Origin of the sequence: Chroococcidiopsis sp. (assembly GCF_051657925.1) — a bacterium.
Taxonomy (GTDB): Bacteria; Cyanobacteriota; Cyanobacteriia; order Cyanobacteriales; family Chroococcidiopsidaceae; genus Chroococcidiopsis.
This window is the reverse complement of the sequence record NZ_JBOFLP010000131.1, coordinates 1-21,966: the sequence shown is the minus strand read 5'-3', so window position 1 is coordinate 21,966 and position 21,966 is coordinate 1. Positions and strand designations below refer to the sequence as shown.

General features: G+C 43.9%; 16 protein-coding genes. 10 read left to right on the top strand and 6 right to left on the bottom strand.

Annotated features, from left to right (window positions below; all coding sequences use genetic code 11):
* The first annotated feature begins 109 nt into the window (after positions 1 to 109).
* From ACRC32_RS10055 to ACRC32_RS10015, 9 genes are all read left to right on the top strand, one after another.
* Positions 110 to 886 (top strand): PIG-L deacetylase family protein, encoded by a 777-nt coding sequence (locus ACRC32_RS10055; protein ID WP_438553830.1) that lies wholly within the window; start codon positions 110 to 112, stop codon positions 884 to 886.
* A gap of 132 nt (positions 887 to 1,018) precedes the next feature.
* Positions 1,019 to 2,248 carry a glycosyltransferase gene (locus ACRC32_RS10050; RefSeq protein WP_438553829.1) on the top strand — a complete coding sequence of 410 codons (1,230 nt, stop codon included), beginning with the start codon at positions 1,019 to 1,021 and terminating at the stop codon, positions 2,246 to 2,248.
* A 1,073-nt stretch (positions 2,249 to 3,321) separates the two neighbouring features.
* The gene (locus ACRC32_RS10045; protein WP_438553828.1) at positions 3,322 to 4,497 is read left to right on the top strand and encodes a glycosyltransferase family 4 protein; all 1,176 of its coding nucleotides are present in this window, start codon (positions 3,322 to 3,324) and stop codon (positions 4,495 to 4,497) included.
* Between the two features lie 446 nt (positions 4,498 to 4,943).
* The gene (gene hepC, locus ACRC32_RS10040) at positions 4,944 to 5,792 is read left to right on the top strand and encodes a heterocyst development glycosyltransferase HepC (RefSeq protein WP_438553827.1); all 849 of its coding nucleotides are present in this window, start codon (positions 4,944 to 4,946) and stop codon (positions 5,790 to 5,792) included.
* A gap of 296 nt (positions 5,793 to 6,088) precedes the next feature.
* The gene (locus ACRC32_RS10035) at positions 6,089 to 7,414 is read left to right on the top strand and encodes a lipopolysaccharide biosynthesis protein (RefSeq protein WP_438553826.1); all 1,326 of its coding nucleotides are present in this window, start codon (positions 6,089 to 6,091) and stop codon (positions 7,412 to 7,414) included.
* Between the two features lie 105 nt (positions 7,415 to 7,519).
* Complete coding sequence (locus ACRC32_RS10030) at positions 7,520 to 8,641, top strand: glycosyltransferase family 1 protein (protein WP_438553825.1); 1,122 nt, start codon at positions 7,520 to 7,522, stop codon at positions 8,639 to 8,641.
* Between the two features lie 13 nt (positions 8,642 to 8,654).
* Positions 8,655 to 9,647, top strand: a complete 993-nt coding sequence (locus tag ACRC32_RS10025) for a glycosyltransferase family 2 protein (RefSeq protein ID WP_438553824.1) — start codon at positions 8,655 to 8,657, stop codon at positions 9,645 to 9,647.
* A 27-nt stretch (positions 9,648 to 9,674) separates the two neighbouring features.
* Positions 9,675 to 10,631: a glycosyltransferase family 2 protein gene (locus tag ACRC32_RS10020; RefSeq protein ID WP_438553823.1), complete on the top strand. Its 957-nt coding sequence runs from the start codon at positions 9,675 to 9,677 to the stop codon at positions 10,629 to 10,631.
* 71 nt (positions 10,632 to 10,702) lie between these two features.
* Positions 10,703 to 12,136: an O-antigen ligase family protein gene (locus ACRC32_RS10015; RefSeq protein WP_438553822.1), complete on the top strand. Its 1,434-nt coding sequence runs from the start codon at positions 10,703 to 10,705 to the stop codon at positions 12,134 to 12,136.
* Positions 12,137 to 12,214: 78 nt separating this feature from the next.
* On the opposite strand, the gene ACRC32_RS10010 is transcribed toward ACRC32_RS10015, so the two are convergent.
* The 6 genes from ACRC32_RS10010 to bchB form a co-directional block, all read right to left on the bottom strand.
* On the bottom strand, positions 12,215 to 12,352 hold the full coding sequence (locus ACRC32_RS10010) for a hypothetical protein (protein ID WP_438553821.1): 138 nt from the start codon (positions 12,350 to 12,352) through the stop codon (positions 12,215 to 12,217).
* A gap of 9 nt (positions 12,353 to 12,361) precedes the next feature.
* On the bottom strand, positions 12,362 to 13,432 hold the full coding sequence (locus tag ACRC32_RS10005) for a glycosyltransferase family 4 protein (protein WP_438553820.1): 1,071 nt from the start codon (positions 13,430 to 13,432) through the stop codon (positions 12,362 to 12,364).
* A gap of 166 nt (positions 13,433 to 13,598) precedes the next feature.
* Positions 13,599 to 15,125, bottom strand: coding sequence for a hypothetical protein (locus tag ACRC32_RS10000; protein WP_438553819.1), 1,527 nt, complete (start codon positions 15,123 to 15,125; stop codon positions 13,599 to 13,601).
* A gap of 151 nt (positions 15,126 to 15,276) precedes the next feature.
* Positions 15,277 to 16,746 (bottom strand): hypothetical protein, encoded by a 1,470-nt coding sequence (locus ACRC32_RS09995; RefSeq protein ID WP_438553818.1) that lies wholly within the window; start codon positions 16,744 to 16,746, stop codon positions 15,277 to 15,279.
* 770 nt (positions 16,747 to 17,516) lie between these two features.
* A complete protein-coding gene (glyS, locus tag ACRC32_RS09990; protein ID WP_438553817.1) occupies positions 17,517 to 19,673 on the bottom strand; it encodes a glycine--tRNA ligase subunit beta in 2,157 nt (718 codons plus the stop codon).
* Between the two features lie 124 nt (positions 19,674 to 19,797).
* A complete protein-coding gene (bchB, locus tag ACRC32_RS09985) occupies positions 19,798 to 21,324 on the bottom strand; it encodes a ferredoxin:protochlorophyllide reductase (ATP-dependent) subunit B (RefSeq protein WP_438553816.1) in 1,527 nt (508 codons plus the stop codon).
* A 466-nt stretch (positions 21,325 to 21,790) separates the two neighbouring features.
* Here bchB and ACRC32_RS09980 point away from each other — a divergent pair.
* The coding region (locus ACRC32_RS09980; RefSeq protein ID WP_438553841.1) for a pentapeptide repeat-containing protein at positions 21,791 to 21,966 on the top strand (176 nt) is incomplete at its 3' end.

The window sequence follows — 21,966 nt, the reverse complement described above, 5'->3', positions numbered from 1 at the left end:
AAATATATTCCAATTGCTTCAGTATTTATTAGTTATAGCGCGTCCAAGTTGTAATAGTTGTAATACTGAGTTTGAAACAAGCGATTGATAAATATGGTTATTAAAAAATATGACTAGTAAACAAAGAGTACAAGAAGTTATCAACAGGCTAAAAGTTATTGTCGGCTTGCACCTAAGAAATTTAACTTCTTATTTATTATTTTTATGGATTATAGCGCGTAAAAGTAAACCTCTAGCGCTAAGCCAGAAATCGGCGATCGTTTTTGCTCCTCACCAAGATGATGAAACTTTAGGCTGTGGTGGCGCGATCGCCCTCAAACGGCAGCAGGGAGTCCCAGTGAAAGTCGTGTTTATGACTGACGGGCGCTATGGTTTCCTCGATCGTATGGAAACGGCAGAAGTTATCAGCTTGCGTAAAAAAGAAGCTCAGACTGCGCTTGATGCTCTTGGGGTTGCTGATTCAGAAATTATTTTTCTCGACCAAATTGACGGTACTTTGGCTAGCTTGACCAGTGAATCGCGCCAAAACTTAATCGAGCAGATCGTTCAATTGTTACAAAAAACTGCGCCAGGGGAAGTGTACGTTCCTCATCGCAAAGATTTTCATGCCGATCATGAAGCAACTTACGATCTAGTCCGGACTGCGATCGCTCAGTCTGGAATGCAGGTAGAGCTACTACAATATCCCATTTGGATCTTCTGGCAAAATCCTCTGTCATTTCAACTTCAAGGGAGAGATCTCGACGGCGCTTATCGACTACCGATTAATTCCGTTCGCGATCGAAAACATCAAGCGATAGAAACTTATCAATCGCAGATTCCCGGTCTCAGCCGTGGTTTCTTACGACGATTTTTTTCGCCATACGAATTATTTTTCAAAGAATAAAGTCATTCCGACTTTACAGTTACAAGTTATTAAGAACAGATAATGTTCGCGGTAAACTAAAATAGTAGCCTGAATGTTCGCAGTAAACTAAAATAACAACTCTGTTTTTAGGTAAAAACAGGGTTCAGATATATGAATATTCTAAATATAGATAGCAATAGAACAGCTATGATTGCTAACTTTTTACATCGTCTGGGTCACTACTTCAATTTTATTTTTGGCAAAATTAGTGGTCGAATTAATCGTATTAAAGTTGCTTCTTTCAAACCAGAAGGCATTGCCAAAGGAAACGCTCTAATTTCATATAACCTCGATCCATTTCTCGCCAAATCTACTGAAGCAGTTTGCAATAAGCACACCCATCATTGGGAAACTGTGGAGATGGTGAGAATTTTGTTAGATTTAGGTTATTGCGTTGACGTTATTACCTTATTTAACGATTTATTTATACCCCAAAAAAAATATTCTATCGTGCTCGATAGTCGGCACAATCTAGAAAGATTAGCTCCAGTACTCGATTGGGACTGTATTAGAATTTTGTATGCTGATACAGCTCATATCGTATTTCATAATGCGGCAGAGTGCAATCGATTATATGCCTTGCAACAAAGAAGAGGTATAACTTTACGCAATAACAGGTTTGAGCCACCGAATAAAGGAGTTGAGTACGCGGACTGCACGATCGTTTTAGGAAATGAATTTACGATTAATACCTTTAAGTATGCTCGCAAACCAATATATCGCGTGCCAATTTCGACAACTGAAGTCTATCCATTTCCAGAAGAAAAAGACTTTGCTGCTTGTTGTCGGCGTTTTTTATGGTTTGGTAGTAATGGAGCAGTTCATAAAGGGTTAGATCTAGTTTTAGAAGCTTTTGCAGAAATGCCAGATTATCACTTAACTATCTGCGGTCCGGTTAGCAAAGAGCTAGATTTTGACAAAGCCTTTTATAGAGAACTTTATTATACTCCTAACATTCATACTTATGGATGGATCGATGTTAGTAGTCCTGACTTTGTAAAAATTGCTAATTCTTGTCTCGGCATTATTTATCCTTCGTGTTCTGAAGGTGGTGGCGGTTGTGTAATTACCTGTATGCACGCTAGTTTAATCCCAATTGTGACTTACGAAGCTAGTGTAGATGTCAGAGATGATTATGGAGTGATTTTAAAAGAAGCTTCCATAACAGAAATTCAAAAAGAGATTCAGAAAATCTCTAGCTTACCTCCAGCAGAGTTAAAGGCAATGGCACGGCGAGCGTGGGAATTTGTGAGGGCAAATCATACACGAGAGAGGTATTCTCAAGAATATCGTAGGGTAATAACAGAAATTATTGATACTTTTGGAAAACCCAAGTTTTAAATTAATCGGAAACTACTATTTAATTTATCTCAACTAGCTTTTGAGTAAGTGAAATAATAGTTTAGTTAGGTTGGGTGAAATTAGCTTGTCGCTATTTCTTGAGTGACAAATTATAGGAGTTTAGTAATCCATTCAAGACTTTTCGTTGAGGCAAGTGTCTCAAAAACGATAGATTCTAAAAAAAGAAAATCGATTAGTACTATTTTTGGTGTCGCTTCTTGAAATCGAAATAGGTATAACTGAATAGAGGAAGTCGAGCTGCAACAGAATAGCAAATGATTCTCAATAAATCGAAAATTTTCCAAGCGATCTAAGTTGTCATTTTAGACCGCATAAGCGTGTGATTTTTGAAGTGAGGATAGTTATAAAGTTTCTATAACTAACATAACTCATGCTCATCGCGAGCGCAAAAATCTCAAGGGCAAAATAGCTAGACTCTAGATGCACCCTATCTCACCGAGAAAAACTACGACTTTGTGAAGAGGTAAACGAATTGTCATACAATTAAAATTGGTGAGCGATTCGTAATTGATTTATGGTTGTGTAGTTAATGCTGGTGCTTTCTAAAACATCTGTCATAGTAAGTGATAAATACTCTTGTTCTTCTCAGGAGCAATTGTTTCGAGCAGAGTAACTTTGGAGAATATGGAAAAATTCTTCGATTTTATTTCAGGCATCTGCTATATTGCGAAGGAGAATGGGATTATAACTGAGAATTTTGCGCTAGTAGAGATGGGCAATCGCATCTGTATAATCCGCTTATACCGACTTTATACCGATTGAGAGGCTGAAATTGACTATGAATGCTGACTTGCTTGACGCGATCGCCAATTCCGAAGCTTGGTGCGCCCGTAAGCAACATCGGTTACATATTTTCCCAAGTCAGAAACATCTCGCTCTCTCAAGAAACATGACATGCAAATGACTCATTAGCTTTGGTTGACAATGCTAAGCTTTCCCATGCTAGGTTGGATTGCGCCACACTAGCTTGTAAGTGCCGAAATGTGACGGCAGCAGGCGTAAAGGCTCTCGCTAGAGCGTAATGTTAATTGTTAATTTGGTCATGAGCTTAGATGATATCAGATCGTTTGCCAAAACAAGATAACTCTGTAGCTACACCTGCACGGATTGACTGCGTTGGTATGGGGTGGTTTCCGCACGCGCCAGGAGGACTAGACCGCTACGTATACGAACTAACGCATCATCTAGCTGCGACAGGCGATCGCGTTACCCTATATGGTCTAGGTTTGCCAATACTAGATAACTCCGCAGTAGAGTTAGTCAATTTAGCTGCACCCGACCGTCCCCTCTGGCAGCGATTATGGTCAACTCGTTGTAACTTTGCCGAGCGGCAATTGCAGAAGCCAGACGCAATTAACCTGAATTTTGCTCTGTATAGTTTGCCATTGTTGCAGAGTTTGCCGAAGGGCGTACCAATAACCTTCACTTTCCACGGTCCTTGGGCATTAGAAAGCGCTCAGGAAGGTAGCAGTCAACTGAGCGTGTTGCTAAAACAGCACTTGGTAGAAAAAACGGTTTATCGTCGTTGCGATCGCTTTATCGTTCTCAGCCGTGCCTTTGGCGAGATTTTGCATCAAACATATCAAGTTCCGTGGCACAAAATTAATGTCATTCCAGGTGGGGTTGACCTACAACGCTTCCAGCCCAACTTATCGCGGCAACAAGCTCGGACTCATTTAAACTTTCCTTCAGACCGATTGATTCTATTCGCGCCCCGTCGCTTGGTTCACCGCATGGGTTTAGACAAGTTACTGCTAGCCCTGGCACAAATCAAGCCAAAAATCCCTGATGTCTGGTTGGCTATAGCTGGTAAAGGACCGCTCAAACAAGTTTTAGAACAACAAGTCGCCGAGATGGAACTGCAAGAACACGTAAAATTTCTAGGTTTTTTACCAGACGAGCAGTTACCGATCGCTTACCAAGCAGCAGATCTTTGTGTCATGCCCAGCCAATCATTGGAAGGTTTTGGTTTAACAGTTTTAGAATCTCTTGCTTGCGGTACTCCCGTGTTATGTACTCCTATAGGCGGAATGCCAGAAATTTTAGCTCCGTTTTCACCAGAATTAATTGCTGATACCAGCGAGGCAACTGCGATCGCTCGGAGATTAGCTGAATTACTGACCGACTCAAGTTTGTTACCTTCTAGAGATGCTTGTCGGCAGTATGCTGCAACTCATTTTGATTGGCAGAAAATTGTATTACAAGTGCGCCAAGTCTTGTTAAGATAATGTGCCAATTATTCAACCTCAAATTTTTAAGTCCTGTTCTAGGAAAGTTAGTACTTGCTAATCGAAAGGATTAGTGGTACTGCGTAGGCTTTATAGATTTTTTATAAAAGTTTTATATAGTTCGAGTATTGACTGTAAAGAAACAGTGAAAGCCGGCTAATATCGTGGTGGTTTTAAGGGATTTTGCATAACATAAGTATAAATTTGCTCAATCATTTCCGAAATCACGTAAGTCCAACGTGTCATCTTATTTAAGACATACAAATCTAAAACTTTTTAATTGCCATTTTACACAAGTTGAGGTCATACTCTTGAAAATACTTGAACAGATTGATTTGTAAGTCAGTTCGCCTGTCAGCAAATAAATATCTCTATTAGAGATTCCAATTTGCCTTTGATTCTGGATCTCATCCCTGCTTGGGGAATTGAAACACTATAGCCGTTACATGTCAACATCTAAAGCTGGAATTATGCCGAATAGCTCTACTATCGAGCGAGAGCGCCAAGCTAATCAATTTTTGCGCTACAAATTGAAGTGGCGACAACAATATCTGGTTGTAAATTTAGCATCAACAACAAGAAAAATGTATCTCTCTGGGCTTGACACTCAGGAATGGTTGGTAAACCGTTTAAAGCTGTCATCATTAAAGGGAGTATGCCTCGATCCTAATCTTGGGGAGACAGAGATCGAAATATGGGCTGATGCGTGCGCTCAAGCAGACAAAACAGCATTTTTGCGCCTACCACCTCAACTAAAAAGAGCAAAGCGACAAAATCTGATTGGTGGGAAATTGCAGAAGCTGCTCGACCGAGCGATCGCGGCTCTGTTAATTTTATTGCTCAGTCCTGCACTACTCGCATTGCTCTGCATATCCTGCTGGCGATCGCCAAACCCATTCACCTGCGATCGGCAGTGGTACGTGAGCCAGCAAGGTAAGCTATTCAGACTATACAAATTTCAATTAATCGCAACAGCCAATTCTAAACGACGAGAAAACGACGCACAGCACGAGTCAAAAAATCTGCTGGAGCGTTACGGATGCTCTCAACTCGAAGATTTGGATCGATGGCTGCGTAGATATCATTTCGATAGACTGCCGAAGCTATTCAATGCTTTGCGAGGAGAGATCGGGATTGTCGAACGACGCTATCTGACTTTGGGGCAGGTAGTAAGGCTAAGTTTAGACAAAAAACCACTTGACAAAAAGCCACTTTTAGAAGCGCGACACCAAGAACCACAGTCCGAACGCAGCATAGAAAAACTGCACTCGGTAGGAGTGGAGTACAAGCACTAAGCACCAATAGTTGTTTGTTTAGCAGTTTTTGATTTGGTAGTTTTTGATTTAGGTGTTGTCAGAAAATACATAACTGAATTCTTAGTTCATCTACAATTTCGATCTGTTAGCTACTAGCTAGCAGCTAGCGCAGTGATCAACCAAGCTCTAATCGCAACATGAGAATAGATACATTCAGATGGATTGAACCAGCTAGAATGGGAAAATCCTATTCTGAGCAGCAATATCGATCGCTTCAACAGCAAGCCATAAGCCCAGATCGAGTATCGAGTACTGATGGTTTAGGAGTTTGGTAAATGAAAGCAATCAGAAGTCGAGTTCAGTGGGTTTTGAACGGACGTAGCTCTACTGCTGCAACTTTGCAGACAGTCATGGCAAGAATACTCGTGCTAGCCGCCAACATGGGGACTGGAATCATTACGTCTAGAGCCTTGGAGCCGCAAGGAAGAGGTGAATATAATGCGATCGCCCTTTGGCCCCAGTTTTTAGCTTACCTCTTAATGTTGGGTTTACCATCCGCCATACAATACAACTTCAAGCGTCATCCAGAGAAAGAATCGGAACTTTTTTCAGCAGCTCTCGGATTGAGCGTGGTACTGGGTTTATTTGCCATGACGATCGGTGTCGTATTCATGCCACGGTTCTTACCACAGTACTCGGCAGATGTGATTCGCTTTGCCCAATGGTACATGATCTTAGCTCCGATCGTCCTTTTAACGGAAATTTTTTTCTCAATCCTAGAAGCAAACCAAGAATTTACCTTTGTCAATCAACTTCGTTCCCTACAACCATTATTTACTCTAGCTATTTTGGGCGTGTTGGCATCGACCGAGCAGCTAACTCCTTTGACTGCCGCTCTAGCCTACAGCGTACCTGGGTTGCCTTTATTTTTCTGGATGTGGAGATATTTATGGCAGCGCTTTCGCCCCCGTTGGAAAGGGTTAGGCAGCGCTTATCGATTGTTAGTTAGTTACGGCATTCGTGCTTATGGCATGAACTTACTAGGAACTCTAGCCGAGAAGATCGATCAAGCATTAGTGGTGACTATGCTATCTCCTGCTTCGATGGGTCTGTATACACTAGCTTTGAGCGTCTCTCGAATGCTTGGTTTATTCCACAGTTCGACGATTACCGTCTTGCTACCCAAAATTGCCGCACGTCCAATTGAAGAGGTAGTGGCTTTAACTGGACGAGCAGTCCGTGTCAGTACGGCTGTCACTGTAATCGTTGCCCTAGCGGTTTCAATCCCAATTCCTTTTTTGATTCAATTGCTTTATGGTGACAAATTTGTCGAGGCTGTTGGTGTTTTTCGCATTCTCAGCGCAGAGATCGCGATTGGAGGCGCGGCTTGGGTTTTGGCTCAGGCTTTTATGGCTGTCGGTAGACCTGGAGCGCTGACGGTTGTAGAAGCAATCAGCGTGTTGGTGACTGTACCCCTTCTGCTCATACTCATTCCCATCTACGGATTAGAAGGTGCGGGCTGGTCATTGTTAATTTCGACTGTCTTTCGCTTAGTTTGCTTGCTTGCCGGCTACCCACTACTCTTGAAAGTACGTCCTCCCGGTTTGATTGCGACTAGAAAGGATATAGATTTTTTACGGCAGGTATTTTTACATCAGTGAGGATGGCTCAAATCGTTTCCGCGATCGCGACCGATTATAAGGTATAAATTATGCTTAGTAAAAGACGCTCGACAAGAAATAAGTTGCATAACTGGAGGCAGCTGAATGCAATCGACCAATTTTAGTGGCAAAGTCTATTTTTATTGCATTGCACCGGATACTCCTGAAAAAACAGGCTATCCCCACACGATGATTTGCTTGGGTGATGGATTAAAAGCTTTAGGAATAGATGCTTACGCCAATATCAATTATTGGCGGCTAGCTCCAGATACAGAAGAGTACCTGTTTCGCCATGACCCTGAAATTACACCAGATGACTGCTCGATTGTTGTCCTCAATCAAGACTGGTTTCGAGTAGCAAATAAGCCTTTTCCACAACATTTATTTCATCCCAATCGAAAATATATTACTGTCTATCTAGACAGCGATGATGGTAGTAAAACGCACGCTTATAACCCTGAGTTTCGCCAATTTGATTTTATTTTTAAAGTTTGTTGTAATTGTTACTTCAAATACCCCGACAATATTCGCCCTTGGGCGCAGGGAATATCTAGCCGGATGTTGCGAGAATTAGAAAACATTCCACCGATCCAGGCAAGAAAAAGGCAATTGTTAGTTAATTTTAGAGAACCGCACAAAATCAAGCACTCTGTTAGGCGAATAGTTCGTAAAGAACTGCTGCCTCAAATCGATGCAGCTCTACCAGTTAATAATGTCGTTGAAGGTCTAGATAACTTCTCTACAGAGCCTTATCACTACATGCATTGGTCGCAAACAGGCAGAAGACATTCGCCAGGTTATTTCCAAAGTTTAAAAGATTACGCTGCTTGCGCCTGTTTTGGTGGCTTTTTTGTCACTCCTGTACCTCGCGATCCTTCTACGGCAACAAGTCGTTTGCTCAAAAAAATTCTCAGCAAATTGGAGTGGAAATCAAATCGGATTACAGATTGGGATAACTGGCGTTACTGGGAGTCCCTTGCAGCAGGATGCGTTAGCGTGCGCGAGGATTTTGACAAGTACGGTTTTATTATTCCGGTCATGCCAGAAAACTGGCGACACTACATTGGGATCGATCTGAACAATATCAAACTAGCTGTGGATAGAATAGCCAGCGAACCAGAAATTTTAGAAAAGATCTCTATTGAAGGCAGACAGTGGGCGCTAGAAAATTACAGCCCCGTACCTACAACGTTACGCTTTCTGAATACAGTCAGCGAAAAATTATAATAAATAGCCACCTATGTCTACGAATATAACTACCCATATCACAGCGCCAGAATCGTTAGTTAGTGTTATTATTCCTACCTACAATCGCCCAGAATACTTGAGAAAAGCGATCGCGAGTGCGGTACGCCAAACATATCGTAATATCGAAATCATCGTATCTGACGATTGCAGTCCTGACAATCCTCAAGCAATTATTGACGAGTTTCAAGACCCTCGAATTCGGTTCCGCCGCAATCCACAGAACTTAGGCATTGCATTAAATGTCACGAGTGCATTTAAAGAAGCAAAAGGCAAGTATGTTGCAAGTTTAAATGATGACGATCTGTGGAATGAAGATTATTTAGCAAAACTCGTACCATACCTCGATGCTAATCCAGATTTGGTTGTCGCTTTTTGCGATCATTACGTGATTGACTCAGAGGATAAAATCGATTATCTAAAAACTGAGGAAAATACGCGGTATTGGCAGCGATCGCGGCTTAAAGAAGGAATTTATCAACCTTTTTACGAGTTGAGTGTGGTCGATCAGTCCGTATTCATCGCCCTAGCAACTGTCATCCGTAGAGATGCGATCGATTGGGATAGCATCCCACTGGAAGTAGGATTGTTTTGGGATCTCTACTTGGCATATCTTGCTTGTCGATCTGGTAAGGGTGCTTACTACTATCCCGAAAGATTGACGCGCTACCGCATTCACCCCCAATCAGAGACGCAAATCAGCGGCAAAAAAAACGTGCAGGCGAAGATTCGCACGGGTAAAGCAGGAATCTTTTGTTACGAGCAATTCATAGCAGACGAGCGTTTACAACAATTTCGCCCGTATTTTAGAGCCAAACTAGCACAATCTCACACGACTTTGGGAATTGGTCTGATGCGGTCTGGACAAATTGCGGCAGCACGCCCCCATTTCTGGAAAGCAATCCAATACCAATTAAACTTGCGTAGTGTAGCTGCACTGACCCTGAGCTTTACGCCTGGGTCAATCGTCAAGCTATTAAAAGTCTAATCGGGTGAGTCGTGGAGTTAGCAAGTCATGATGATTTCTGTTTTGATACCTACTTATCGCCGTTCGCAAGACTTGGCACGCTGTTTAGTAGCTTTACAACAGCAAGCTCGACCGGCGGATGAGGTGCTGGTGGTCGTCCGCGATAGCGATACGGAAACTTGGCAACTACTAGCAGGATTAGACCCTCATGCTTTACCAATACGCACTGTCAAGGTGAGCGTCCCAGGGGTAGTAGCAGCCATGAATGCAGGCGTTGATGTGGCAAAAGGAGAGATTATTGCCATCACCGATGACGATGCCGCACCTCACGCCGATTGGTTGAAGCGGATAGAAGCTCACTATTTAGCAGATGAGAAAGTGGGTGGTGTTGGCGGACGCGATCGAATGCACTACGGGGCGCAGCTCGTCGAAGGTCAATCCCACGTAGTCGGTCGATTGCAGTGGTTTGGACGGGCGATTGGCAACCACCATCTTGGCGTGGGAAATGCCCGTGAAGTTGACATACTTAAAGGGGTAAACTCCAGTTATCGGCGTTCCGCGATCGCTCATATTCGCTTTGATGAGCGGATGCGGGGTACGGGAGCGCAGGTACATCACGAATTGATGTTGTGCCTAACTCTAAAACGGGCTGGCTGGAAGCTGATTTACGATCCCGCGATTGTCGTCGATCACTACCTCGGGCAGCGGTTTGATGAAGATCGGCGCAACCAGTTTAATGCAGTTGCTTTTAGCAACATGACATATAATGAAACCTTGTCTTTGCTGGAACATTTAAGCCCTATACGGCGAACAGCCTTCGCGATCTGGGCGGTTTTGGTAGGAACGCGAGATGCTTGGGGTTTAGTACAGTTACTGCGGTTCTTACCGAGTCAAGGAAAATTGGCGTGGCAAAAGTGGCTTGCCTCCATGCACGGGCGCTGGCAAGCGTGGGTAAGTTGGAGCAATCGCGATCGCTCCTCAGAGGTATGGGCGCAGCATTTGTAATTCGTAATTCGTAATTATCGATTGAGAAATCTGCCTTAGTTTAAATGCTGTCATCATGGAGATGCTACTAGGTGAACTCTAAGCAAACACTTTCAACTCCTGCTTTCGGATTGCAACCAGCGCCAGCTTGGATGGCAATTATCGGATTTTCACTGATTACAGCACTGTGCCTGGTTGCTGCTAGCGGGATCGCACGCTATGCTTTTCCCCTAAGTGCTTTTGTTGTGGGTGCGTTTCTCTATTTTCGCTATCCTGTCTTTTACGTCAGCTTTACTTGGTGGATTTGGTTTCTCACGCCGTTGCTTGCCCGCATCGTCGATTTTAAGAGCGGCTGGGATGCACAGCGTTTAATGCTGGTCACGCCTTTTCTTGTCTCGTTGCTAAGCGGGATTACTCTCATCCGCTATTTACCTAAAGCATATCGTCAAGGCGGCTTACCCTTGATCTTGGCTTTTGTCGCCGTACTCTATGGTTTTCTAATCGGATTGGTGAAGAATTCGCCTGTGGCAGCAACGCGAGCGAGTCTGGACTGGTTCACGCCAATCCTGTTTGGCTTCCATCTATTTATCAACTGGCGCGATTATCCCAAGCTCAGCAAGACAATTCAGCAGACTTTCCTTTGGGGCGTGCTAGTTTCCGGTGTCTATGGTGTCGTGCAATACTTAGTTGCACCAATGTGGGATCGGTTCTGGATTATTGAAACAGAATTGGTGACAAATGGCAGACCAGAACCACTTGGCATTCGCGTGTTTAGTACCATGCATTCGCCCTTTCCTTTTGCTGTGGCAATGATGGCGGGTCTGGTGTTGTTATTTAACACGAAAGGAACTTTGCGTATCCCTGCTTCTGTAGGGGGGTATTTGGCTTTTCTGCTATCGGCAGTAAGAGCGGCATGGGGCGGGTGGCTAGTGGCACTTATCACCTTGCTGACTTCCATGAAAGCACGCCTACAGCGACGATTGATTATTTCCATCTTAGTGATGTCTGTGTGCGTGATCCCGTTGGCAACGATCGAGCCTTTCTCAGAAGTCATTAATACTCGCTTACAGTCTTTTTCAGAGATTCAAAAAGATACCAGTGCTAACGATCGCGCTGCTACCTACGAGCAACAACTCAATCTTGCCCTATCTGATTTTCTGGGTAAAGGGTTGGGAGGGATGTACGCTACTAACAGTGAAGGTCAGTTAGAACAAGTTATCCTCGACAGCGGCGTTCTCGATTTATTCTTCACCCTGGGCTGGTTTGGTGCGATCCCTTACTTGGCGGGCATTGTTCTCATTATCTATACGCTGCTGCAAAATTCCGAACTGCGGCTGGACTCTTTTGCTAGTGCTGCCCGTGCGATTAGTATTGGCGTTCTCGTTCAGATGCCACTGGGAAATACCATAGTTTCGCTTGCGGGTATGGTTTTTTGGTGCTTTGTGGCTATGTGTTTGGCAGCACGTAACTACTACCAGCAGCAGAAGTGGTTGCAGTCAACGAATATGGCAGGGAGTAGGGAGTAGGGAGCAGGGGGGAGAAGAGAGCTGGGGGAGCTGGGGAAGCTAGGGAAGCTGGGGAAGCAAAACAATTCACTCACGCATTCAAAATTCTCTACACCCCACACTTCCCACACTTCCCACACCTCCCACACCTCCCACACCTCCCACACCGTCCCACACCCCACACCCCACACCCCACACCCTACACCCTTTCATCACGCACCACGCACCACTCTTCACTGATAACTGTCAACTGTCTTCAGGTATGGCAAGTTCGTCATAGACTGCTAGGGTTTCTTTATGAACTCTAGTCGCCGTCAGACGTTCTATATTTTGTCGTGCTTTGTCTTTCCAAGCGTGGAGAATTGGCGGCTCGTTCAGTAATTCAGTCAGAGCAGCTGCTAAAACATGACTGTCTGCTGCTGGGACTAAGATGCCTGCCTTCCCACCGTCCAAAGCTTCAGGAATGCCATCGACGTGAGTGGCAACAATAGCACATCCTGCTTCCCGCGCTTCTGGAATCACCAAAGGAGAGGGATCGCGGTGGGAAGCCAATACGAAGATGTCAGCAGCCATTAAATAGCGTTGCGGTTGTGGTTGAAACCGCTCGAAGTGGATGCGATCGCTAACAGGCGTGTTCCGTGCTTGAGCTTCAAATAGTTCGCGATCGGGACCATCCCCAACTAAGTAAAGATGAGCTGTAGGAAAATCAGCAGCAATTTGGGCAAAGGCAGTAATTAACTCTGCAATCCCCTTGCGTTTGTACATTCCCGCCACGGTCACGATCGCTGGGTGTTTTAGAGTTATGGGGACGCACTCTTTGAGTTGGCAAGTTCGAGGGCTACCTAGCGTACCGTTGGATATCACCCGCAGTTTTTGCTCTGGAATACCACGCCGTACCATAGAGTCTGCCACAGCCTTGCTGACTGCAATGACGCGATCTGCCAAACCCATCAGAACAGCACTACGCTGAAATTCGTTATGCACCGTCGATACGAGAGCGTATTTCGACTGAAATCTCAAAGTACTTGCTAATACAACTCCCGTCATCATGTGAGCATGAACGATGTTGGGGTCAAACTCTTTGACAATGGCTCGATAACCTCTAGCAGCTTCGATCAACTCGATGGGTTTTCTCGTCTGGTCTAGTTTGAAGTGCTTGACACCATGTTGCATGAGTAACTTCTCATAGCCTCCCCCAGCAGAAGCTACACCCACTTTGCAACCTGCCTGTGCTTGCAGACACGCTAAATCTACCGCTACGTTAACTATGCCGTTACCAGCTTCTAGCACGTGATTCAAAATATGCAGTACGTGCATTTATATCCCTACAATTCCTACAATGTCAGATAAGTTATGAATGCGTGCTATATGCACGAACGAGCTTGAAACAGTGAAGGTTATTGATGCATAAACCAGAAGCAAATAAATCCTTCACCATAGTAGCTGCGATTTGTCTGTTTTTTTGAGCGTTTTATGGGCAAGCTTAGGACGTGCGGAGAGTCACATCATCCCACTTCACGTAGTCTCCTTTTTTTCCAGTTCCCGTGGTTCCTAACTCTACGACTGCCCAGTCTCGGGAGATGGGTAAGGTGATTTCTAAATATTCCCAACCATTTTTCTTGGTGGCAGTTTTTGACATCTCTGCATCTCCGTCGCGATCGTCATAGCCAAGAATTTTGAGCGTTGCCTTGGCATTGCCGTTGACATATGCCCAAGCACCGATCGCCACATTTTTGCCTAGTGGCAGCTGACCAGCAATTCGTCGGACTCGGACTGGTGTACCCGCTGCGGTGCCATCTAATTTGACGTAACCCCTACCTTTGTGCGCTCCACGAGCATCGTTACGCACGAAAGTTACGTAAGGCAAAGGTCCCATATCGCCGATGTCGCCAGCACCAAAATGTACCCACTCAGTCTCAGGATTGTTAGCCGACTCAAAACCTTTGTTAGCAAGCGGTTGGTTCAAACGCATACTTTTGATTTTTTGATAAGTCTTGGTGGGCTTAAAGTTTGGGGCGATCGCCCACTCATCATGACCGTCAAGATCGAATAGTATGGCGTTGTCGTAACCGAATCTTTTGAGCTGTTGCCCGAAGATCGCAAACCACCGACGACGACAGTTTTCTTTTTCAGCCGCCGAACCAGGACACCAGCTTGAAATGACTCCGGCTTCGCTGATGGCAAGCGGTTTTCTGATGCCCCGTGCTTCTAGCGATCGCCAAGGATGCCCCAAGCGATTGTCGGCAATTTGTCCGCCATAGGCATGTAAGCCGATGTAATCGCTCACCTTATCGATGCCGCGATCGAGCATTTCATCTAGGATATGGGATTCAATTCCTGAAATTGGGGGTGATTCGATCTTAATTCTCGGGTCAATGGCTCTAGCAGCTTTAAAGGCAATCTGAGTCATGTCTACGCACTCTTGAGCTGACATCTTGCCATTGCCATAGTCTAATTCTGGTTCATTGTCAATAATATAATAAAAAATTTTACCTTTGTAATGTGCCATGACGTTACGAACGAAATAATTGAAGTTCGCTTGCCATTGCTCGTAGTTGCTATCTCGATCGACTCCCAATCGAGGAGATACAACCGTATGAATTTTCAGCCCTGCATCGAGGTACTGCCGCACGGCGATATCTCTGGCAAACCAATCAAAGGATGAGCCTTCTGTCTTACCGCCAACACCATCCATGCCCATACGAACTAAGCCTAAGCCTAGATCCTTCGTATGTTTAATCGATCGCGCCACATATGCTGGATCGGTGTTATAGCCAGTACCGTTATTAATTCCCAGATATGGACCGCTGGGAGTAGCTCTGACACTAGCGCTGGGCGATCGCGCTGGAGGTTTATTAGATGTAACAGAGAATAAATTTGGAATGAGATAAATAGAAATTAAACTAAAAATAATTAACCCAGCAATGACACTCAATAAAAGCTTAAATCCCAAGCGATGACGAGCAGGTTGTTTAAACTTAGTCGAATTTTTTTTAGATCTCTTCAACATTTCAATTAGTGTCGAGCTATTATGCAATCGATTTGAGATTTTTTTTGCTGTCACGATAACATCATAAATAATAACTTACCCGTGAAAAGGCGATCGCCTTTTCACGGGTGAGCTGAGAAAATCTAAGTTAAGCTATGGCGCGCGTCCGCAATTAGAGTACGCGGACGCTAACGTCATCCCACTTCACAGAGTCGCCTGCTCTGCCAGTCCCCGACGTTCCTAGTTCGACCACTGCCCAATATCTGGAGATAGGAACGGTAATCTCTAAATACTCCCAACCGTTTTTCTGAGTTGAAGTCTTCGAGATCTCGGCATCACCATTTCTAAAGTCATACCCCAAAGCTTTTAGCGTTGCTGAGGCTCCGCCACTGACATAGACCCAAGCACCAATTGCTACCCTCTTGTTTTTTGGCATATCGCCTAAAATTCGCCGGATTCTAATTGGCGTGCCAGATCCAGCCCGACCGCTCTCTAACTTGATGTAGCCTTTACTGCCGTTACGCCCTCCTTGATTGCTATCATTCTGGACGAAGTTGATATAAGGCGAAGTCCCTTTATAAATCCATTCATCGTTGTTATCAGCAGGAGTCCACTCATTTTCAACGTTATTCGCCGACTCAAAGCCACCATTCGAGAAAGCCTTATTTAGGCGTAAATCTTTAATTTGGTAATAAGCTTTCGTGGGGTTAAAGTCTGGTGCAACAGCCCAGCTATCGTGACCGTCAAGATCGAATAGGATGGCGTGGTCGTAACCAAATCTTTTTAGTTGTAGCCCGAACATGAGGAACCAGCGACGGCGACAGTCTTCGGTTTCAAATTGGGAACCGTTACAATACTCGTTAATCGATCCCGATTCGCTAATAGCAAGGGGCTTTCTGATGCCGCGTGCTTCCATGACTCTCCAAGGATGACCGAGACGATTCTCGGAAATCTGTCCGCCATAGGCGTGCAAGCCGATATAGTCGCTGACCTTATCGATGCCGCGATCTAACATCTCGTTGAGCAGACCAGATTCAATTCCCATCACGGGCGGCGACTCGATTTTAATATTGGGATCGATGGATTTGGCTGTTTCGTAGGCAATCCGAGTCATGTCAACGCATTCTTGGGCTGACATTTTACCGTTGCCATAGTCGAGGTCGGGTTCGTTATCAATAATGTAGTAAAAGATTTTGCCTTTGTAGCGCATCATGACATTACGAGTAAAATAGCGGAAGTTTGCTTTCCACCGCTCGTAGTTACCGTCTCGATTGACGTGCATCCGCGCTGATAACACGGCGTGAATTTTGAGTCCTGCATTGCGATATTTATCAACAACCATATCCCTGCCCGACCAATGAAACCCTGCACCCTCTGTATTACCCCAAACGCTATCCATACCCATACGGACGACTTCTAATCCCAGGTTTTTGGTGTGTTGGATGGAGCGATCGACGTATCCTGAGTCCATGTTGTAGCCAGTGCCGTTATTCATGCCCAGAAAACTTGTCAAGGCTGTTGCTGGCAACGTGTAGAGAAGAGCTGAAGCAATTAATAGTGAAACAATAGACTTAGACGATTTAGCTTGTCGTTCTGATAACTTTTTTGGAGTTATGTTTTGTAGTTTCTGGTAGAATTTCATTGTGTACCTCTAAATGGAATTAATGCAAAATTCATGCAGCACAAGTTGACGATCGCACTTCATTTGCTACTCAATGCGGTTTGAGTAGACGAGAAGTCAATCGTGCAGAAAGCTGCTTTATTGCTGGCGATCGCGCTGCAATATTGGCAAGCTAGAGGGAAGGGTTAGCTGGCTAAGGAAAGTGAAGCAGCGCTTTGTGCAAATAGCTTTTCTAGTAGTTAAAGAAAGAACTATTTCAGTATGGTTATGCAATAGAGCAGTGTAGTGAAATGGAAAGGATTTAAGTCATTACACTTGAACTTGGTAATGAAGTTTCTGAAAAAAGCAGAATGCTTTACAAGAGCTTTACATGACCAATCTACAACTAAAGTAGGCTTGCTCAGATGCGGATTCAAGAGGAATTTTACTGATCTAGCTACTAGCCGAGATTTCCCCGATCGCCTTGTTTTCTTGAACTCTTATCGTAAAAATACTACTAGTGAAAATACCGTTAACTCGAGGGATGCAGAGCATTTTTTTGAGCAATCTCACTGGAAATATAATTATAGCTATCTTGAAATCTTAAAAGTATAAAATACAATATTTGACTTTATTAAAATAAGAAAATATCAGTTTTATATCTGGAAAATCTTAGTAATACCAATTCTGTTAATTTTTGCACTAAATCAAGTGTCATAGCCCCCCTTAATAAGGGGGGTTGGGGGGATCTTCTCCGCCGTAGTCATCAAGAACTAGTATAAAATCTCGTAAATTTGCGATCGCCTAGTGTTTTAGTTCTTCACAATTTCGCCAAAATTTGCCAACACGCGAGCATGATTGCGAAGTAAACCGAGTAGATTTAAGCGATTGCGCCTAATTTCTGGATCGGCATCCATGACTAAAACGCTTTGTTCTCCATCAAAAAAATTGCTCACAGTAGGAGCAATTTGAATTAAAGCATCTACTAATTGTTGATAGTTCCGCGATTCTCTAGCAGCTTGAGTTTGAGGCACGAGTTGCAATAGCGCATCGTAGAAAGCTTGTTCGGAAGATTTTTGAAAAAGTTTTGGTTTGACTGAATTTTCTGGCTGCAAGTGCGTGAAATCTAAATCTCCTTGAGCCGCGAGACGGGTGGAACGGTTGACGGTTTCGTAGATTTTATCGAGCGTACCGTTATTACGAATAGATTGTAAGAAAAGAGCGCGATCGCGTACATCTAATAAGTCTTGCAATGCTCGCAATCTGTATTCAGCATCACTTTCTCCCAGTACAGCATTCACTAGATCGTAGTCGATACTTCGTTCTTCTTGTAATAGCGTGCGAATTCTTTGAATGAAAAATTCCTGTAGAGATGCATTTAACGTCTCTATACTGGTTTTGGCATAAGTTTTGATAAAATCTCTTGCCGTTTGCTCTAATACTTGGTAGAGATTAATTGGTAAATTAGCCGCCCATGTAATAGAAACGATCGCATTTGCCGCACGGCGCAGCGCAAAAGGATCGGAGGAACCTGTAGGTAGCATTCCCAAACCGAAAATGCTGACTATGGTATCAAGTCGATCGGCAATACCGACAACTTGACCTGCTAAAGTTTCAGGTAGGCGATCGCCTGCATTTCGCGGTAGATAATGTTCAAAGATAGCTGTAGCTACAGTTTCCGATTCTCCGCTTTCCATAGCATATTTTTGACCCATTACGCCTTGCAATTCGGGAAATTCAAACACCATTTGGGTGACTAAATCCGCTTTACACAAGCTAGCAGCGCGTTCGATTTGGTGGCGTTCTTGCTGGCTTAATTGCAACTGTTCGTTAATTTGCTGCGCGATACTAATAATGCGTCCAACTTTGTCACCAACTGAGCCTAAGTCTTCTTGAAATGTAACTTTTTCTAGTTGGAGTAAATAGCTTTCTAACGGTTTTGCTAAGTCAGTTTTATAGAAAAATTGTCCGTCAGCCAACCTAGCGCGAATCACTCGTTCGTTACCTGCGGCAATAATATCCGATTTAGCAGGATCGCCATTAGAAATAGTAATAAAATTCGGTAGTAGAGACGCACGGCTGTGCGCCCCTACCTGAAATACAGGAAAATAACGTTGGTGGCTTACCATCACCGTAGTAATGACTTCTGGAGGTAAGTTCAAAAATTCTGAGTCGAATTTTCCGACTACAGCAGTAGACCACTCAACTAAATTTGTGACTTCTTGTAATAGTTCGGGGTAGATCGTAACGCTACCATTGAGTTGTTGTGCGATCGCATTGACTTGTGTTTCAATCTTTGCTTTGCGTTGTTCGACATCAACATCGACAAAAGCCGAACGCAAGCAAGAAACATAATCAGTGGCTTGAGGAATGGATATTGATTCTGGATGTAAAACGCGGTGTCCCCACGAAATGCGATCGCTTCTAATTATCTCGGAACTATTTTCAATTTGAATTGGTAAGACTTCTGTATCTAATAAAGCGACAAACCACACAATCGGACGGGAAAACTTTAAATCGCCGTCTCCCCAACGCATAAACCGCTTCCCTTCTAACCCGAAAATCCACTCAGGGACGAGTTGAGTCAAGATTTCTGCGACAGGACGACCTGGATAAGAGACGCGGACAAACACAAACTCGCCTTTATCCGTAGGACGAATTTCTAAAGCATCTAATTCTACCCCTTGCTTTTTGGCAAAGCCTTCAGCGGCTTTGGTAGGTTTACCGTCTTTAAATGCAGCTTGCGCGGGTGGTCCTTTAATTTCCTCGTCTCGGTCTGGTTGTTGCGATGGTAGACCTTTGATGAGTACGGCGAGGCGGCGGGGAGTGCCGTAAACTTCGATTGCTTCTGCCGTAAGATTATTATTGGTAAGACTTTGAGGAATACGCGATCGCCATTGCGCGATCGCGCTATCGACAAAACTGGCGGGGAGTTCTTCTGTTCCGACTTCTAATAGGAAATTAGGCATAGCACCCTAGATTGAGCGAGGCTTAATAAAAGACCTAGTTTCAACAGTTTACCGTGCCTGCAATCCCATTGGGTATGATGGCCGAGAGTTGATAGGGTGCGTTAATTAACGCACCCTATCAATCTTACGCACCCACAGATTCTTTAGCAGCGTACATCACTTCTACAGTGATTTCGGTAAAATTGCGATCGCGGGCAAATTTTTCTGTATTCCGCTTGACTTTACTGCGCACGAAGCCAGGAATTTTATTCAATTCTGCTTGAGCTTCTCTCGTCCAACTTAAGTCAGAATCAGCAGATATTCCCTTAGTAATAACTTCTTTGGTGTCGTGTCCGCCAAAGATTTCTAGCAAGTGGTCTTCCATTCCCAAAGTAAACGAATTATACACCAAATCGGCAATTTGATTCGTGCCTTCGTAACCCATAAAAGGCTTGTAGCCAATGGGGAAGTTTTGGATGTGGATTGGTGCAGCAATTACGCCGCAAGGAATATCTAACCGCTTACCTACGTGACGCTCCATCTGAGTCCCAAATATAGCAGAAGGCTCGACACGGGCGATCGCATCTCCAATTGCACCATGATCGTCTGTAATAATGACCTCATCGCAATATTCGCTGACCTGTTCGCGGAACCAGTCAGCATCGTATTTGCAGTAAGTTCCAGCCCAAACAACGTGAATTCCCATTTCCCGTGCGAGAATTTTGGTTATTGCTGCGGCGTGGGTGTTATCGCCAAATACGACAGCTTTTTTACCCGTTAAGTTTTGGCAGTCAATCGAACGCGAGAACCAAGCGGCTTGAGATACGTAGAGAGTTTGGTTGTTGATGTACTCTTCGTAGTCAACACTAGCACCTTGAGCGTTAATAATCTGCTGGATTTTACGTAGACAACGAGCAGTTTCGACTACGCCCATCGGAGTAATATCGACATAGGGTATGCCGAATTCTTGCTCTAAGTAATTTGCTGTTAATAAGCCTAGTTCGCGATAGGGGACGAGATTAAACCACGCACGGGGTAAGTTCTTCAATTCGTGAACGGAAGCACCTTCGGGAATGACAGCATTTACCTCAATACCCAAGTCAGCCATTAACCGTTTCAACTCGGTGCAGTCGTGTTGATTGTGGAAACCTAGAGTAGAAACACCGATGATATTGACTGAAGGCTTTTCGGTTTTAGCTGTGGGTAGTTCGCCCTTTTTCCGTGCTTTATCGATGTAGTAGCGGACAATTTGATCTAAAGTGCGATCGGCTGCTTGTAGTTCGTTGACGCGGTAGTGGTTGACATCTGCCAGGAGTACGTCAGCTTTTGCTTCTAACGACGCTCTTTCGACGAAGTTTTGTAAGTCTTCCTGTAAAATGCTGGAAGTACAGGTAGGCGTTAATACGATCAAGTCTGGATGTTCTTCCGCATCTTTACGGGTAATATTATCTACTACCTTCTCCTGAGAACCACGGGCAAGCACGTGTCTATCTACAATGCTAGCTGTGACTGGGGTAAAATTTCTTTCACGCTCTAACATCGATCGCATGACGTTGAAGTAGTCATCGCCTAGAGGCGCGTGCATAATTGCGTGGACGTTTTTGAACGAGCTAGCGACACGCAAGGTCCCTATATGTGCGGGACCAGCATACATCCAGTAAGCTAATTTCATATCTACCGTATTCCCCTCTGTGAATTGCGAAGTGTGAATCGCGAATCGTTGAATATTAAAGTCCGTTTGTTGATTGTCGCAAACATCGCGATCGCACTTGCTGCCTTACGCAACGATTCTTTATCTTTGGCTATATTCTGTAGTATATAGATGCTAGCTAGAGGGTGATTTCGTGCGATCGCTTTAGTTAGGATTTACCATCTCTCTCTAAATCAGCATTTCTATAAAGAAATAAGCTTGTAAATGTGTCACTAACTAGAGTGGAATAGAGCGTACATTTAATTTTTAGGAATTTATTATTTTAATATTAGAGTTAAGTTTTTACGTTGTCGAGCAATAGACTTATCCAATTCATTTGATTGTTCAGTATGTCGAAGCACAGGATATGCATAGCTTTGCTACTACTATTTATATCTTTTTTAATTTATTCTGTGTATTTTTTGAATAAAAGTTTTTAATTTATTCTGTGTATTTTTTGAATAAAGGTTTTGGAGGTGGCGATTCATTAGCTGTCCTTTGGCTACAGCTAACTAAAAAGTGTTCGGGATGCGATTTGAAGTATGCAAATCTAAAATCTGCAAATCTTAAAGGGGCAGATCTTAGCAAAACTCAATTAGATGGCGCTCATTTAAGTTACTCTAA